The organism is Nonomuraea sp. NPDC052116 (assembly GCF_040680035.1).
GTDB lineage: Bacteria > Actinomycetota > Actinomycetes > Streptosporangiales > Streptosporangiaceae > Nonomuraea > Nonomuraea angiospora_A.
In genome coordinates, this window is record NZ_JBFAWA010000009.1 from 237,976 (window position 1) to 253,695 (window position 15,720).

A 15,720-nucleotide genomic window follows, 5' to 3' on the forward strand; every position below is an offset into this window, starting at 1 on the left:
GCCGAAGTACATGCGTGAGCCGCCTCTCACAAAGGGAGTGGATGATGACGGACGACCTCCACACCCTCTCGGGCGCCTACGCCGTGCACGCACTGCCGTACGCCGAGTGGGTGCTGTACGAGGAGCACCTGCTGGCGTGCTCGGCCTGCTGGATGGAGGTCCGGAGGCTGCGGGAGACGGCGGCCAGGCTCGCCGAGGCGGTGGCCGAGCCGCCGCCCGCCACGCTCCGGCAGCGCCTGCTCGCCGCCGCCCACCAGCTGCGGCGGCCCGAGGAACGCCCGGAGCGGGGGTCAGGAGCGGTGCCCGACGACAGCCCGACCATCTGGCGGCCCCCGGCGTCACGCACGCCCGCAGCCCCACCTGTGGCCCCGCACGTACCCTCGTCCGTGTCCCCGTCCGTGTCCCCGTCCGTGTCCCCGTCCGCGTCCCCGTCCGCGCCGGAGGACTCGCCGACGCTCAGGATCCCGCCCGAGCCGGAGCGGCCCCCCGCGTTCAGGACCGCGCCGGAGCTCCCGGCGGCTCACGAGGGCGGCCGCGTCGTGCTCCTCAGGCGCCGCCGGGCCAGGGTGACGGCGGGCCTGGCGGCCGTGGCCGCGGCGGCCGCGGTCGCGCTCGGCGCCGTCGCCGTGGACGCCCGCCGCGACCTGAGCGACCTGACCGCCAGGAACGACGAGGTGATCGCCGTGCTGGCCGCGCCCGACGCCGAGACGGTACGTCAGCCCGCCACCTCCGGCGGCACCGGCACGGTCGTGATCTCCCGCGCCAGGGGACGCATGGTGTTCGCCTCGTCCGGCCTGGCCGAACTGCCCCGCTCCAAGGGCTACGAGCTGTGGCTGATGGGCCCGGACGGCCCCCGCCCCGCCGGGATGCTCGACCGGGCCGAGAGCGGCCTGACCGCACCGCTGCTGATCACGCCGGAGCGGGGGGACGACCGCGTGGCGCTCACGGTCGAGCCGGCGGCCGGTTCCGGCAGGCCCACGACCCAGCCGATCCTGCTGGCCGAGCTCCCCGAGGCCTGACACGCAGTTAGGGACTTGGTCACGCGCGTTTGATCGTAGATAGTGCAGGGCATGCGTATCTTCGCGGCCCTGGCGCTGGCCGCCGCACTGTTACCCGTGTTACCCGTGCCCGCGGCGGCCGCCGAGGCGGGCGCGGCAGCCGTGGTGCCCGTCCAGGTCACGGGCTCCCCGGCCAGGCGATTCAACCTGATCATCATGGGGGACGGCTACACCGAGCCGGAACAGGCCAAATTCCGGGCCGACGTGGACCGGCACCTCAACGTGATGTGGTCGATCGAGCCGTTCAAGACGTATCGCAACTACATCAACGTCTACCGCGTGGACATCGTCTCCGGCGAGTCGGGCATCAGCTGCGACCCCGGACTGGACTCGCCGAAGAAGGTCACCCCGCTCGGCATGGGCTTCTGGGGCCGCTGCAACCCCGGCAGCGTCCAGCGGCTGATCACCATGGACAACACCGCCGCCACCCGCTACGCCGACCTGGTCACCGGCACCTCCTCCGGCAACCGGCAGATCCTCGCGCTCGGCAACAGCGGCACGTACGGCGGCGCCGGCGGCTCGTACGCCACCGCCTCGGGCAGCAACAGCATGTCCGCCCTGATCAGCCCGCACGAGCTGGGCCACTCCCTGGGCGGCCTCCAGGACGAGTACGACTACTACCAGCGCGGCGTCCCCGGCGGCGCCTACCCCGGAGCCGAGCCGTCCAGCCCCCACCACACCCTGCTGACCGAGCAGCAGATGAAGGACCAGCAGAAGAAGTGGTGGCGCTGGCTGGGCGAGCCCAGCGAGTCGGGCGGCCCCATCGGCCGCTACGAGGGCGGCCTGTACTACACGACCGGCGTCTGGCGGCCCAGCCGACACTCGATGATGAAGACCCTCGGCTACGCCTACGACCAGGTCAGCCGCGAGGTCATGGTCCAGCGCATCACCGCCAAGACCATGGTCATCCAGGACGCCACGCCCAACCAGCAGCCCGTCGGCGCCGACCGGGTGCTGTGGGTCGAGCCGATGCGCCCCGTCGGCCACTCGCTGACGACCACCTGGAACGTGGACGGCAAGGACCTCGCGAGCCGCGAGGACGCCCTCGACCTGCGCACCCTCGGCCTCACTCCGGGCACGCACACCGTGACGGCCACCGTCTCGGACCCGACCGAGTTCGTCAGGGACCCGGCGATCAGGGCGGCCATCACCAAGTCCCGCACCTGGACGGTGGACACGTCGCTGACCACCCCGCCGGACGGCGCCGAGGCCGCGTTCGTCTCCGCCACCCCTGCCGACCGGCCGCTGGGCCGCGCCGACGTCGTGTACGTGGAGACCACCCATCCGGCCGCGACCGTGCCCGAGGTGACGTGGACCGTGGACGGCCGCCCGGCGGGCACCGGAACCGACCTCGACCTGGGCAGGCTGAACCTGCAACCGGGCACGCACACTCTCGTCGCCGCCCTCGGCGGCCAGACCCTCAACTGGCAGGTCGACGCGAGCCTGCCCGCCACCCGCTACGAGCTGTCCGAGCCGCTCGCCGCGGTCGGCGACGCCTACGTCTACAACGGCCCCTTCTCCATGCGGCTGGCGGGCGAGGACGACCGCGGCGGCTACGTGGTCTCGGAGTCCCGGGTGGACGGGGACGGCTGGTTCAACTACTTCGGCTGGCCCACCTCCTCGGAGCTGCCGTGGACGTTCAGCGAGGAGGGCACGGTCATCGACTCCCTCGTGTACGGGAAGCTGCCGCGCGGCCGGCACACGGTCGAATACCGCTCGATCGACGCCGCGGGCAACCAGGGCACGCCGAAGAGCTTCACCGTCACCACGATCGCCCCGCCGCCCGCCTGCACCCGCACGGTCACCGGCGTCTACCAGGGCGCCCTCGTCGCCGCCGACGGCGTCACCTGCCTCGACGGCGCCCAGATCAGCGGGCCCATCACGGTGAAGCCCGGAGCCTCGCTCGTGGTCAAGGGCGGCCGGATCGCCGGGACGCTGACCGCGGCGCAGCCCGCCGCCGTGCACCTGCTCAAGGCCTCCCTCACCGGCGCGCTCAACGTCAGCGGCGCCAAGGCGCTGACCATCGTGGGCGCCGACCTGCGCGGGGCCGTCCTGCTGGCCGGCAACACGGCGCCGATCCTGTCGGGCAGCACGATCAGCGGCGCGCTGCTGTGCACGGGTGACAAACCCGTCGACCTCGGCGTGCCCAACAAGGGCGCGCGTTCGTGCGTCCGGCTAGCCGCGGCCGCCAGGGGAGGCGCCTACGAGGCGGTCGAGCACCGCGGTAAGTGAGCCGAACGAGGCGTCGCGGAGCCTGGCGTACTCCTCCTCCGGATACTGCCGGGGTCCGTTCTCCACCAGCAGGATCAGGTAGAGGTAGGCGCGGTAGAGGTCGATGCGGGTGCGCGCCGCCGGGGTGAGCTCCAGCGGCGTCACCTCGCGGTAGCCCGCCAGCAGCGGGTCGTCCTCCGCCAGCTCGCCGAAGATCGTCGGCGTGACGAACTCGGCGAGCGGGTCGCCCCAGAAGGCCCGTTCGTGGTCGATGATGGCCTGGATCCGGGGCGGGCCGCTGACGTCGAGGAAGACGTTGCCCGGCCAGACGTCGAAGTGCACCAGCCGCGGCGTCGTCACCTCGTCGAGCACCGGCGACGCCGCCTCGATCAGCCCCATGATCTCCCCGGGGGAGCGCGGCAGCGGCGTCGGGTAGCGCTCGGTGTCGCCGACCAGCGCCCCCACCATCGCCAGGAACGCCTGCCGCCAGGTGGCGCCGACGATCCCGGCGTGCGGGTAGCCGAAGACCTCGCCGCTCACCGCGTTGAACCTGGCCAGGTGGCGGCCCAGCTCCCGGCGCAGCGCCTCCTCGCCCTCCGGCTTGACGTCGTTCCACGAGACCCCGTCGAGCGCGTCGAGCAGTAGGTAGTCGCCGCCCAGCACCGGGTCGTCGAACTCGGCGCGCAGCAGCGTCGCCACCGGCACGCCCGCCTGCGCCGCCAGCTCGTACGCGGCGGCCTCCATGCGCAGCAGGTTGCGCTCGTAGCTGAGCTGGTCGAGGTCGGGCGGCGGGGACAGCTTGAGCACCACCTCGCGTCCGTCGTCCAGCTTGAGCCGCCAGACGGCGTTGGCGTAGCCGTCGGTCAGCTCGGTGACGGCCACGACGCCCGTGCCCAGCGCGCGGCGGAGCAGGGCGTCGAGCTCGGCGTCGGATAAGCGGCGCTTGGTTCTACTGTCCACGGGAGCCTTTCACGCTGACTGCCGGCGTACCAGGTGGGTGTCGAGGATCACGACCGGCTGGCGCAGCTCCTCGCCGTTGATCCGGGCCACCAGCAGCTGCGCCATCTGCCGGCCCATCTGCTCGGTCGGCTGGTGGACGGTGGTCAGCGGCGGGTCGGCGTGCAGCGCGGCCTTGGAGTCGTCGAACCCGATCACCGCCACGTCCTCCGGGATCGCCCGCCCCGCCGCCTTGAGCACGCGCATCGCGCCCAGGGCCATCGGGTCGGACGCGGCAAACACCGCGTCGAGATCGGGATGGCTCGCCAGCAGCTGGGTCATCGCCGCCGAGCCGCTCTCCTCCGAGAAGTCGCCGTACACCACCAGCTCCGGCAGCCCGGCGGGCAACAGCGCGTCGCGATAGCCGGCCAGCCGGTCGACGCCCACGCCCATGTCCTGATGACCGGCGATGGTGGCGATGCGCGTGCGGCCGAGGCCCAGCAGGTGTTTGACCGCCTGCCGGGCCCCTGCCCGGTTGTCCATGTCGACGTAGCTGTAGGGGTCGAGCCCGACGGGCCGGCCGCCGAGCACGGTTGGCACGCCCATCTCCTCGAGCCGCCCCGGCAGCGGGTCGGCGCCGTGCAACGACAGCAGCAGCACGCCGTCGACGTGCTGCCCGGTCAGGTAGTGCTCCAGCCGGTCGTACTCCTCGGTGGTGCGGGCCATCGCCAGGATGAGCTGCAGCCCGGTCTCCGACAGCGCCGAGCCGATGCCGCGGATGGTGCCCGCGAAGAACGGGTCGTCGAACACCCGCAGCTGCGACTCGGACACCACCAGGGCCACCGCGTCGGTGCGGCGCGTCACCAGGGCGCGCGCCGCACGGTTGGGCACGTAGCCCAGCTCGCGGATGGCCAGCTCCACGGCCTCGCGGGCCTTGGCGCTGACGTTCGGCGAGCCGTTGATGACTCTAGACACCGTGCCCCGGCCCACCCCGGCCCGAGCCGCGACTGCCTCAAGAGTCGGTCGGTTCATGGCGCCTATTCTGCCGGATGATCTCCGAGTACCAGAGCGCGCTGTCCTTGATCAGCCGTTCCTGCGTCTCGAAGTCCACGCGCACCAGGCCGAACCGCTTGCCGTAGCCCCAGGCCCACTCGAAGTTGTCCATCAGTGACCAGGCGAAATAGCCCTCCAGGGGCACGCCGGCCTCGATGGCCGCCTTGCAGGCGCCGAGGTGCGCCTCCACGTACGCCTGCCGCTCCCGGTCGTGGATCCGGCCGTCCTCGAGCACGTCCTCGAAGGCGGCGCCGTTCTCGGAGACCACCATGGGGATCGGCGGGTACTCCCGCGCGATCCTCGTGAGCACCTCCACCAGGCCGCTCTCGTCGATCTCCCAGCCCATCGCGGTGACCGGGTAGCCGGCGCTGACGAACGACACGTGCTCGCTGCCCACCCACGGCGAGGCCGAGTCCGTGGGGGCCGCCGCCGCCGACTGCCTGCCGCCTGGTGCTCCCGAGACCGTGAAGCGGCTGTAGTAGTTGACGAGCAGCAGGTCGATGGGTGCGTTGATGGTCTTCATGTCGCCGGGCTCGATGAAGTCGATCTCGAGCGGCAGGTCGGCCAGCACGTCCTCCGGATAGCGGCCGGTGAGCAGCGCGTCCAGGAAGAACCTGTTCTGCAACCCGTCGATGCGCCGGGCGGCCTCCAGGTCCTCCGCGCTGTCGGTGGCGGGGGTGACCGCGTACAGGTTCACGCAGCCGCCGACGCGCCGGGCGTCCATCGCCTGGACGGCCAGCCCGTGCGCCAGGTTGAGGTGGTGCGCGCCCCTGATCGCGTTCTCCGGCTCCCGCCTGCCGGGGGCGTGCTCCCCCGAGGCGTAGCCGAGGAACGCGGCGCACCATGGCTCGTTGACGGTGCTGAAGGTGTGGATGTGGTCCTTCAGCGCCTCGTGCACGGCCGCGGCGTAGTCGGCGAAGTGGTAGGCCGTGTCGCGGTTGGGCCAGCCGCCCCTGTCCTCCAGCTCCTGGGGCAGGTCCCAGTGGTAGAGGGTGAGCCAGGGGTCGATGGAGTGCCGGCGGAGCTCGTCGGCGAGCCGCTTGTAGAAGTCCAGACCCTTCTGGTTGATCCGGCCGGAGCCGGTGGGCTGGATGCGGGGCCAGGAGACCGAGAAGCGGTAGGCCGACAGGCCCAGCTCCGCCATGATCCGGACGTCTTCCCGGTATCGGTGGTAATGGTCGATGGCCACGTCCGCGTTGTGGCCGTTGAGAATCCGGCCCGGCGTCCTGGTGAAGGTGTCCCAGATGGAGACGCCGCGCCCGTCCTCGTCGACCGCGCCCTCGATCTGGTACGCCGAGGTCGCCGCGCCCCACGTGAAGCCCGCAGGGAAGCGCAGCCCGGCACGCGTCTGTTCCTCTTGTGTCGTCACGCCTTGACCGCACCTTCCATGAGGCCGCCGACGATCTGGCGGCCGAATGCGACGAATACTGCGATGAGCGGAATGATGGACAACGCCGTTCCCGCGAAGATCAACGTGTAGTTCGTGGAGAACCTGGCGTTGAGCGAGGTGATCGCGATCTGCACGGTCGGGTTGTCCGGGGTCAGCACGATCAGCGGCCACATGAAGTCGTTCCACATGAGCATGAACGTGTTGATGCCGAGCACCGCCATGCCCGGACGTACGGCGGGCAGGACGACGTTCCACCAGATCCGCAGCGTGGCGGCGCCGTCCACCCGGGCGGCCTCGACCAGCTCCATCGGCACGGCCTGGCGGGTGTACTGCGTCATCAGGAACACGCCGAACCCGTTGAGCAGGTACGGGAGGATGACCGCCTTGAGCGTGCCGGTCCACTCCAGGCTCACCATGAGCCGGTAGAGGGGCACCACGCCCATCTGTTGCAACGGCACCGCCATCGTCAGCAGCACGAGCACCAGCAGCAGGTTCCTGCCCTTGAAGCTCAGGTTCGCGAAGGCGAAGCCGGCCAGCGTGGAGATGATCACCACGGAGACGGTGACGATGCTCGACACGATGAACGAGTTCGTCAGGCCCAGCAGGAACTTGGCGTCCTCGTTGTTGAGCACCGCGACGATGTTCTCGCCCAGGTTCCCGCCCGGCAGGAACGGCGGCGGCATCGCGACGGCGTCGGCGTTCGTACGGGAGGCGATGACGAGCATCCAGTACAGCGGGAACGCCGACAGCAGGACGGCCAGGGCCAGCATGAGCCGGGTGGCGAGGGTCGGGGAGAAGTTGTTCATCGGGTGCCCCCGATCCTGCGCACGAACAGGAAGTTGATCGCCGCTCCTATGAGGATGAGCAGGAACAGCAGCCAGGCGGCCGCCGCGGCGTAGCCGTAGTCGAACTCGCGGAAGCCCTGCTTGACGATGAACATGGCCACCGTCTGGAACTGTCCCTGCGAGCCGCCGTCGACGTTGCCGTTGTAGAACGTGGTCGGCTCGGAGAACAGCGTCAGGCCGCCGATCGTGGAGTTGAGCACCACGAAGATCATCGTCGGGCGCAGCATCGGCAGCGTGATCTGCCAGAACTGCCTGCGCCGCGACGCGCCGTCGATCGCGGCGGCCTCGTACAGGTCGCGGGGGATCGTCTGCATGCCGGCCAGGAAGATGATCGCGTTGTAGCCGGTCCAGCGCCAGTCGACCATGGTGGCGATGGCGATCCACGACGGGATGCGCTCGGCCCGCCAGTTCGTCTTGTCCACGCCGAACGAGCTCAGGATCCAGTTGACCAGGCCCCAGTCGCGGGCGTACAGCTGCGTGAACACCACCGCGACCGCGACCACCGACGTGACCAGCGGCAGCAGCACGCTCATGCGGATGGCCAGGCGGAGCTTCAGGCGCTTGTTCAGCGCGTTGGCCAGGAGCAGCGCGAGGATCATCTGGGGGACGGTGGCGAGGACGAACATGCCCACCGTGTTGACCACGGCGTTCCAGAAGTCCTCGTCCGCGAGCAGGGCGGTGTAGTTGCCCAGCCCGGTCCACTCCACGGTCCCGGCCAGGTCGTAGTCGTAGAGCGAGTAGTACAGGGTGAAGGCCAACGGGAACAGCCCGAAGGCGGCGAACAGCAGGAAATAAGGGGACACCAGGGCGTACGGCATCGCTTTGACGTCGAATCGTGAACGCCAGCGGTGGCCGGGCGGACGGGCGCGGCGATGGTTGTTCCGCGCCGCCCGCGGAAGGGTGTCGAGGCTCATAACGGAACCTTTCGGCAGCTTGTCGTCGGCAACACGCCCGGCCCGCTGCTCGCGGGCCGGGCGGGGAGACTAGCCCGCGGCCTTCACCGCGTCGTCGACCAGCTGCTGCCAGGCCTTGTCGTACGGGACGGAGCCGTCGTCCATGCCCTGGATGACGGACTCGATGGCGTTCTTGACCTGGGCGTGCTTCACGCCGAGGAAGACCGGCTGCAGGCTCGACGCGGACTTGGCGAAGATCTCACCGATGGGGGCGTCGTTGAAGAACTCGTTCTTCGCGCCCTGCACGGCCGGGTCCTGCTGGGCCTTCGTGTTGCTCGGCATGTTGCCGAAGTCCGTGAAGATGCTCGCCTCGGTCTGCGCGTTGGTCAGGAAGTCGGCGACCATCGCGGCTTCCTTCGGGTGCTTCGACTGCTTGGGCACGGCCAGCCAGGAGCCGCCCCAGTTGCCGCCGCCGCCCGGCACGCTGGCCACGTCCCACTTGCCCTTGCCGCCGTCGCCGGCGTTGCCGCTGACCACGCCGAGCATCCAGGACGGGCAGCCGACCGTGGCGAACGCGCCCTTCTGGGTGCCCGCCGCCCACTCGTCGGTGAAGTTGCGCAGCTTGGCGGTCAGGCCCTGCTGGCTCATCTTCGTGGCGAAGTCGAAGCCCGCCTTCACCGCCGGGTTCTTGTCGACGATGAGGTTGTTGTCCTTGTCGAAGTACGTCACGTTGCCGTTCTTGGCCGCCTCCTGGTAGAGGACGACCTGGTAGAGCGTGTTCGTGCCGTCGGCGAACTTGGTGTCCTTGACCTTCGACTGGAACGTCTTGGCGACGTTCATGAACTCGTCCCAGGTCGGCCAGAGCGCGCTGACCTTGTCACGCTCGGTCGGCAGCCCGGCCTTCTTGAACAGGTCCGTGCGGTAGCAGAGGCTCATGCCGCCGATGTCGGTGCCCAGGCCGAACAGCTTGCCGTCGGCCGTGACGCCGTTCTCCCACTTCCACGCCGGGAAGTCCGCCTTGCGGGACTCCAGGCCGTACTCCTTGAGGTCGGCCCACCATTCGGGGTGTGCCTTGGCCAGGCCCATGCCGCCCTCGTCGATGCCGACCACGTCGCCAGCGCCGTTGCCGGCCTGCAACCACTGGATCATCTGCGGCCAGTACTGCTGCTCGAACTGGTCGGTCAGGTGCTCTTCCTTGATCTGGATGTCCTTGTGCTCGGCGTTCCACTTCGTGATGGCGTTCTTGTAGCCGAAGTTGGTGCCGCCGCCAAAGGTCTGAACGCGGATGGTGACCGGCTCAGCCGCCGCGGAGGAGGCGGGAGCGCTGCTGGACCCCGTGGCGGTGCCGCCGCCGGAGCTGCAGGACGCGACGGTCAGCGCCGCCACGGCCAGGGCAGAGGCCGCGGCGAGACCGCCGCGACGCTTGCTGATCATCATGGGTGGACCCCTTCTCGGGTGAATGTTGGGGGAGTGCACCGCGGCTCGCGCTCCGCCGCGGTGGGAGTCTTTGGGAGCGCTCCCACAAAGGGTGCACTTACGTGGTCTGCACGTCAATCCACCGAAACGCAACCGTTACCAATGAGGCGGTTTGTCACTCTAGAACCGGATTTTTCGCGTTATACCTCGCAAAGGGCCGCTTGGGAGCGCTCCCACCACAAGAGGCATCTTTTGTGTCGCATCAAGGGCATGTCACCCGCACCCACCACGCTTTCTCCCGGTCACACCACCAGTGAGAACCCCCCGCCGGAAGCGTAGGACCCTCGGAGCGCGATCTCGCTGAAACGGGGACGCCGGTGGATCGTACGACGGGGCCGCGGAACGCCGGTACCGCTCGGCCGTTAGGGTCCGTCGTGATGATGACTTCTGCCTTGTCGGGCGCGCGGTGGTTGCTGCTGGACGAGTACACCGGAGAGGTGGGTGAGCCGGACGTCACGCTGGGCGTGTGCCACGACATCGACGGCCTCTTCGTGGACCCCGAGCCCGTCCCTCCGCCCGAGACCTTCACCCTGCTCGGTTGCGATCCTGCGGGTCCGCTGCTGGAGGCGCTGCGGCATTTGGGGACCGAGCGGGCATGGCTGCCCAGCATCGCCCTGACGCCCGTCCACCGGCCGGGGCACCGGCCCGCCAAGTGCCGGACGTACGAGCACGGGTGCACGTGCGAGGAGGAGCTCATCGACGTCACCGTGGTCGGCCGACGCCCGTCGGCCGCGCGGGATGGCCTGGTGGACCTCGACTTGCGCGGATATGTCCGGCTGTTTCCGGAGCACGGGTTGCCAGAGGTGAAGCCCGACGGGACGGGGTTCCGGCTGTCCGCGCTCGACAACGAGAAGCTCGGCGAGTGCCTGGACGTCGCCGGAGTCTTCCGCGTGCGCCCCGCCGCGCCCGTCCGGCCGGTGACGCTGATCGGATTCCGCCCTGAGGCGCCGCTGCCGCGGTTCGTCGAGGGGCAGAGGATCACGGCGTCTCTCATCGCCATCCAACGCGACGGACACATCGCTGGATGGGCCGGGATGCTGTCGGCCGCCGTCGTCTCCGCCCGGCCGTCGAGGTTGGGCGACGGTCTGCTGGACATCGCCTTGGACGGCGGGGTGGGGGAGCCGTGGCTGAGCGGCGCCCGTGAGATCTTCCAGATGTGGTACGATGGCGGCCCGGCCGAGCCCAACCTGTGGGCACGTTACGACCGGCTGCTGCGGCGCGAATGGCTGGGCGTGGCCGCCGGCCATCGTCCTCAGGGCCTGCCTGACAAGCCGGCCGACACGACGTATCACCTCGACGGCCGTCTCGTCACCGACATCGACGCCTTCTACTGCACCATCGGAGAGGCGATCAACGGTCCCGGCGGCTATTTCGGCTCGAACCTCGACGGCCTGCATGACTGCCTCTTCGGCGGATGGGGCGCCGCCAGGCCGTTCCGACTGGTCTGGCACCACTCCGACGTGGCTCGCCGGCATCTGGTCCCGGGTTACGACCGGCCCACCCACGACCCGCGGTGTTGGAGACCGAACGTCGAGCTGGACGACCTCCTGGAGATCTTCTCCGATCGTGGTGTCGAGGTCGAGCTCCGCTGACCCGCCTCTCGTCTTCCGAACCGACATGGCCTCACCACCGCTATGCGCGCTGTCTCCGATATTCAGAGCGCTTCGGGCGAGCAGGTGACGGTGACAGTCCTTCGATCCGGAACCGAAAGCTCAGGTCAAGCCTGAACGCGGCAGGCGGTTCGATCGGATGCGACTGACCCGGGCGGGTCGCTTCGCCGAGGCACTCAGCGGCACGTGAAAGCCGGGAAAGGTCGTGCAGGGGTGGTCCTTGGGTTACTTGACGATCTCCAGGATCGCCATCATGCCGGCGTCTTCGTGGTTGAGGATGTGGCAGTGCAGGACGGTCCTGCCGGTGTAGTTCTGGAAGTGCGTCCGGATGACGATCTGCCCCTTGGGAGGGACGCTTGCGGTGTCCTGCAAGCCATGCCCTTGATGGGGTCGCCCGTTGATGCTCATCAGTTGGAAATCATTGGTGTGGACGTGAAAGGAATGCTCTTCGTTGCTGTCGTTACGGACGATCCACTCCTCGACGGTGTTGAGCTTCGACCGGATGTCCACCCGATTCATGTCGAACTGCTTGCCGTTGATGTAGAACGCGGTGCCCGCCTTGTTCTCAGAGAACACGATGGTGCGCCGCGCGGCGATAGCGGCATGGCCCAGGTCCTCTGTCGGCGCGAACGTCGCGGGCAGAGCCGGCGGGTGCATCGCAGGGCCCTCTGAGACAACGGTCGCCAGCGTGGCTTGCGGGAACCGGTTGCCCGCGGGCCCGGTGCTGTACGGGAGCGTCCACAACTGGGCGTGCCCGGGCGGACCGCCTCGTACAAGCACGTCGAACCGGGAACCGGCCGCGAGCAGGAGCGAATCCGCCGTCCAGATCCGGTCGACGGGATTGGCGTCGTGCGCGATCACCTGGAACGGCTGTCCCTGCAGGCTGACCCGGTAGTAGATGTTGGCGCTGATGTTGGCCAGCCGCCAGAGTTGAATCTCGCCCGGGCGGATGTGGATGGTCGGGTTCAGCTGGCCGTTGACGGTCCGGTTGGTCGGCGCACTGATGTGGAGATCTTTGGTTTTGATCGCGTCGCCCTGCACCTGGAAATCTTTGAGCGCGATGACGTGCTCTTTGATGCGCAGACCCGGCGGCAGATAGCGCTTCAGCCCATCGACGACGATGATGCCCGACATTCCACCGGCGACCTGTTGTGCCGAGATCGGATGCGCGTGTGAGTGGTACCAGTAGGTGCCAGGCGCGAGATCGTCCGGGAACTGATATGAGTAGTGGAACGTCTGGCCTGGATGGATGTGGATGAAGACGTTGTCGGAGTGGCCTGCCGGTGACACGTGCAGGCCGTGCACGTGCAGATTGGTGTAAGGGCCCAGCCGGTTCTCCATCGCCAGTTCCAGCCTGTCTCCTGGCCGAATTCGCAGCGTGGGCGGCATGTACTGCCCGTTGTAGGTCAGCGCCGACAGTGTTCGGCCGGCCACCTCCACCCGCTTTTTCTCCACGACCAAATGGGCGCGCAGGACTCCGTGGTGACTCACCAACTGCGGCGGGTCGCGCAGCGGGACCCCTTCGGCTGCCAATGGCGGCGGCGGGCTGCCGGCGAGCCCACCCGCCGCGGCAGTGAAAACGAGAGTTCCGGCAGCAGCGAAGCCCGCCAGACCGGGTCGAAATCGCATTTACACCCCCCGATGTGCATGCCGTCCGTCCAGCGCAGCTTCCCGTGCCAGAGCCGCTTAATCCGAGGCCAAGCCGAAAGCCCACCCGCACCCAGCCGACGTCGTCACCACGCCAGTCCATGATCACCTCACCGCCCCACGCCGCCGGCCTGCCCACGGGGCGGAGGCGATCTGGTCGGCCAATCGACGCATGCTCGCCGCAGGCATCACCGTCCTGTACTGGGGCGTGCTGTCGGTGTTCGCCTTGCGGGGCATCCGCCGCCGACCCACGGTGCGCTCTGGCGTGTCACGGCCGTGACGGTACGCCGCCCCAGGGCAGCACGCCTGGGCTTTGCGTGTTGAGTGTCGGGGTCAACCGGACGGGTGGTACCGCCGACCACTGCGGCGGCCGCCGGTGCGGTGGCCGCTCTGGACTGCACGGCCGTCCGGTCGGGTCCGGTTCACGATCCGATGATCGTGCTGTTCCGCAGCGACGCCGACGCCGAGACATGGGTGGAGTCGTATTGGTGGGCCCTGCCTGGACCTACACAGGTCAGTCCGTGGCCATGACCGCCGAGGCTTGGACGCCACAGCCGCTGTACGCCTGGTGGCAGGGCCTTTCACTGCTGAGCGACTGAGCCGGCCAGACTGTGTTGAGCAGGAGTCACTGTCGCAGTTCACCCAGTCGGGATCGTGCCAGCCTGAGACCTTTGCATAAGCACAGATGGGCGGCATATCCGTTGGATCCTGCGCCATTACTACCGGGACCCCTGAACGTGGCAGGCGGTGGCGCGTTCCCGGAGGAGGGTGCGTTCGCGGGCGTTGCGGGTCATGTCCGCCGCCCTTTCGAACTCGGTCCGGGCCTCTTCCCTCCGGCCCAGCTTGAAGAGCAGGTCTCCTCGTACGCTCGGCAGCAGGTGGTAGTCCTTGAGGGACGGCTCGTCGGCGATCTGGTCGAGGAGCTGGAGGCCGACCGCGGGGCCGTAGGCCATGGAGAGGGCGACGGCCCGGTTGAGCTCGACGATGGGGGAGCGGGACAGCTTGGCCAGCGCCTCGTACAGGCTCGCGATGCGTACCCAGTCGGTGTCCTCCGGGTTGAGGGCTCGCGCGTGGCAGGCGGCGATGGCGGCCTGGAGGGTGTACGGGCCGAGCGTGCCGTCCCCCAGCTTCTCGGCCTGGTCCAGGGCGGTGAGGCCGCGCCGGATGAGGAGGCGGTCCCAGCGGGCGCGGTTCTGGTCAAGGAGGAGGATGGGCTCGCCGGACGGGCTCACCCGGGCCGCCGACCTGGACGCCTGGATCTCCATGAGGGCGACCAGGCCGTGCACCTCCGGCTCCTTGGGCATCAGGCCGGCCAGGACCCGGCCCAGCCGGAGCGCGTCCTCGCACAGGGCGGGACGCATCCAGTCGTCGCCGGCCGTCGCCGAATAGCCCTCGTTGAAGATCAGGTAGATGACCTCCAGGACCGATTCCAGGCGCGCCGACAGCTCGGTGGCCTGGGGGACCTCGAAGGGGATCTTCTTGTCGGCCAGGGTTCGCTTGGCGCGGACGATCCGCTGCGCCACCGTGGACTCCGGGACCAGGAACGCCCGGGCGATCTCGTCGGTGGTCAGGCCGCCGAGTACGCGGAGCGTGAGGGCCACCCGGGCCTCCACGGAGAGCGCCGGGTGGCACGCCGTGAACACCAGCCGCAGGAGGTCGTCCTCGATCTCGTCCACCTCGGGCAGGTCCTCGTCCGTGTCGAGGCGGTGGCCGAGCTCGATCAGGTTACGTTCGAGGCGTTCGTTCCTGCGGATCAGGTCGATGGCGCGGCGCTTCGACACCGTCATCAGCCAGGCGCCGGGGTTGCGGGGCACGCCGGACTCCGGCCACTGCTCCAGGGCGGCGACCAGCGCGTCCTGGGCCAGCTCCTCGGCCAGGCCGACGTCGCGCACCAGCCCGGCGAGCCCGGCGATGAGCCGGGCCGCCTCGATCCGCCACACCGCCTCGATGGCCCGATGGGTCTCCGTCCCACGGCGGGGGGTGGCCTGGGTTCGGGCCTGGTCGTCGGTGTCGGAAGCCATCACCGGCCCATGAGAGCAGCACGAAGGCGCCGATGGCAACCCGCGTCCCGTCATGTGTCCCAGGGGGCGGTTAGGGTCGGGGCGGGCGCGTGCGGGTCAGGGGTTGGGCGTGTCGACGCCGAGGCGGTCGCGTAGTGCTTGTTCGCGGTCCCGCTCGTCCGCGGGCAGCGAATCGTCCGGTACGTCCGAAGCGTCGAACACCCGCCACACGTCCAGCCCGATCCCGTCGTACCCCGGCGGCACCGGTACGCGCATCGCCCATTCGATCGCCTCTTCCCGGGACTTGACCTGGATCAGCCAGAAGCCGGCGATGAGCTCCTTGGCCTCGGCGAAGGGGCCGTCGATCACGGTCGCCTTGCCGCCGCTGTACGCGATCTGGGCCCCCTGCGAGCTCGGGTAGAGCCCTTCGGCCGCCAGCAGCACGCCCGCCTTGGTCAGCGCCTCGTTGTAAGCGTGCATGTTGTCCACGACCTCCTGGCTGGGCAGCGCCCCGGCCTCGGTCTCCGCGTTGGCCTTGCCGACGATCATGAATTTCATGGGTGTCTCTCTTTCGTCCGGTTCGAGCTCTCGTCGAACGCGT

12 protein-coding genes are annotated in these 15,720 nt (G+C 69.3%); 3 read left to right on the top strand and 9 right to left on the bottom strand.

All coding sequences use genetic code 11. From position 1 onward, the window contains the following. The first annotated feature begins 41 nt into the window (after positions 1-41). A complete protein-coding gene (locus AB0L65_RS19690; RefSeq protein ID WP_364247179.1) occupies positions 42-1,019 on the top strand; it encodes an anti-sigma factor in 978 nt (325 codons plus the stop codon). A 51-nt stretch (positions 1,020-1,070) separates the two neighbouring features. Then, a complete protein-coding gene (locus tag AB0L65_RS19695; protein ID WP_364247182.1) occupies positions 1,071-3,290 on the top strand; it encodes a M64 family metallopeptidase in 2,220 nt (739 codons plus the stop codon). Here the strand turns inward: AB0L65_RS19695 and AB0L65_RS19700 are convergent. The 6 genes from AB0L65_RS19700 to AB0L65_RS19725 all read right to left on the bottom strand — a co-directional run bounded on the left by AB0L65_RS19700 (position 3,234) and on the right by AB0L65_RS19725 (position 9,823). After that, positions 3,234-4,229, bottom strand: a complete 996-nt coding sequence (locus AB0L65_RS19700; protein ID WP_364247185.1) for an aminoglycoside phosphotransferase family protein — start codon at positions 4,227-4,229, stop codon at positions 3,234-3,236. The two genes, AB0L65_RS19695 and AB0L65_RS19700, sit on opposite strands and share 57 nt — an antisense overlap. 9 nt (positions 4,230-4,238) lie before the next feature. Then, a complete protein-coding gene (locus AB0L65_RS19705; protein ID WP_363964229.1) occupies positions 4,239-5,237 on the bottom strand; it encodes a LacI family DNA-binding transcriptional regulator in 999 nt (332 codons plus the stop codon). Then, on the bottom strand, positions 5,218-6,627 hold the full coding sequence (locus AB0L65_RS19710) for a GH1 family beta-glucosidase (protein WP_364247188.1): 1,410 nt from the start codon (positions 6,625-6,627) through the stop codon (positions 5,218-5,220). The genes AB0L65_RS19705 and AB0L65_RS19710 overlap by 20 nt, the downstream gene beginning before the upstream one ends. Beyond that, the gene (locus tag AB0L65_RS19715; protein WP_350726814.1) at positions 6,624-7,454 is read right to left on the bottom strand and encodes a carbohydrate ABC transporter permease; all 831 of its coding nucleotides are present in this window, start codon (positions 7,452-7,454) and stop codon (positions 6,624-6,626) included. Before AB0L65_RS19715 ends, AB0L65_RS19710 begins: the two co-directional genes overlap by 4 nt. Continuing rightward, positions 7,451-8,407, bottom strand: a complete 957-nt coding sequence (locus AB0L65_RS19720; protein WP_364247190.1) for a sugar ABC transporter permease — start codon at positions 8,405-8,407, stop codon at positions 7,451-7,453. The genes AB0L65_RS19715 and AB0L65_RS19720 overlap by 4 nt, the downstream gene beginning before the upstream one ends. Positions 8,408-8,476: 69 nt before the next feature. Then, complete coding sequence (locus tag AB0L65_RS19725) at positions 8,477-9,823, bottom strand: extracellular solute-binding protein (RefSeq protein ID WP_364247192.1); 1,347 nt, start codon at positions 9,821-9,823, stop codon at positions 8,477-8,479. A 416-nt stretch (positions 9,824-10,239) separates the two neighbouring features. Here AB0L65_RS19725 and AB0L65_RS19730 point away from each other — a divergent pair, with 416 nt between their 5' ends. Next, positions 10,240-11,454: a barstar family protein gene (locus AB0L65_RS19730; protein WP_364247195.1), complete on the top strand. Its 1,215-nt coding sequence runs from the start codon at positions 10,240-10,242 to the stop codon at positions 11,452-11,454. 243 nt (positions 11,455-11,697) lie between these two features. Here the strand turns inward: AB0L65_RS19730 and AB0L65_RS19735 are convergent, their stop codons facing one another. From AB0L65_RS19735 to AB0L65_RS19745, 3 genes are all read right to left on the bottom strand, one after another. After that, positions 11,698-13,101, bottom strand: a complete 1,404-nt coding sequence (locus tag AB0L65_RS19735) for a multicopper oxidase family protein (protein WP_364247198.1) — start codon at positions 13,099-13,101, stop codon at positions 11,698-11,700. Positions 13,102-13,838: 737 nt separating this feature from the next. After that, positions 13,839-15,140 carry an RNA polymerase sigma factor gene (locus tag AB0L65_RS19740; RefSeq protein WP_364247463.1) on the bottom strand — a complete coding sequence of 434 codons (1,302 nt, stop codon included), beginning with the start codon at positions 15,138-15,140 and terminating at the stop codon, positions 13,839-13,841. A 96-nt stretch (positions 15,141-15,236) separates the two neighbouring features. Beyond that, complete coding sequence (locus AB0L65_RS19745) at positions 15,237-15,677, bottom strand: YciI family protein (RefSeq protein ID WP_364247200.1); 441 nt, start codon at positions 15,675-15,677, stop codon at positions 15,237-15,239. Between the last annotated feature and the right edge of the window lie 43 nt (positions 15,678-15,720).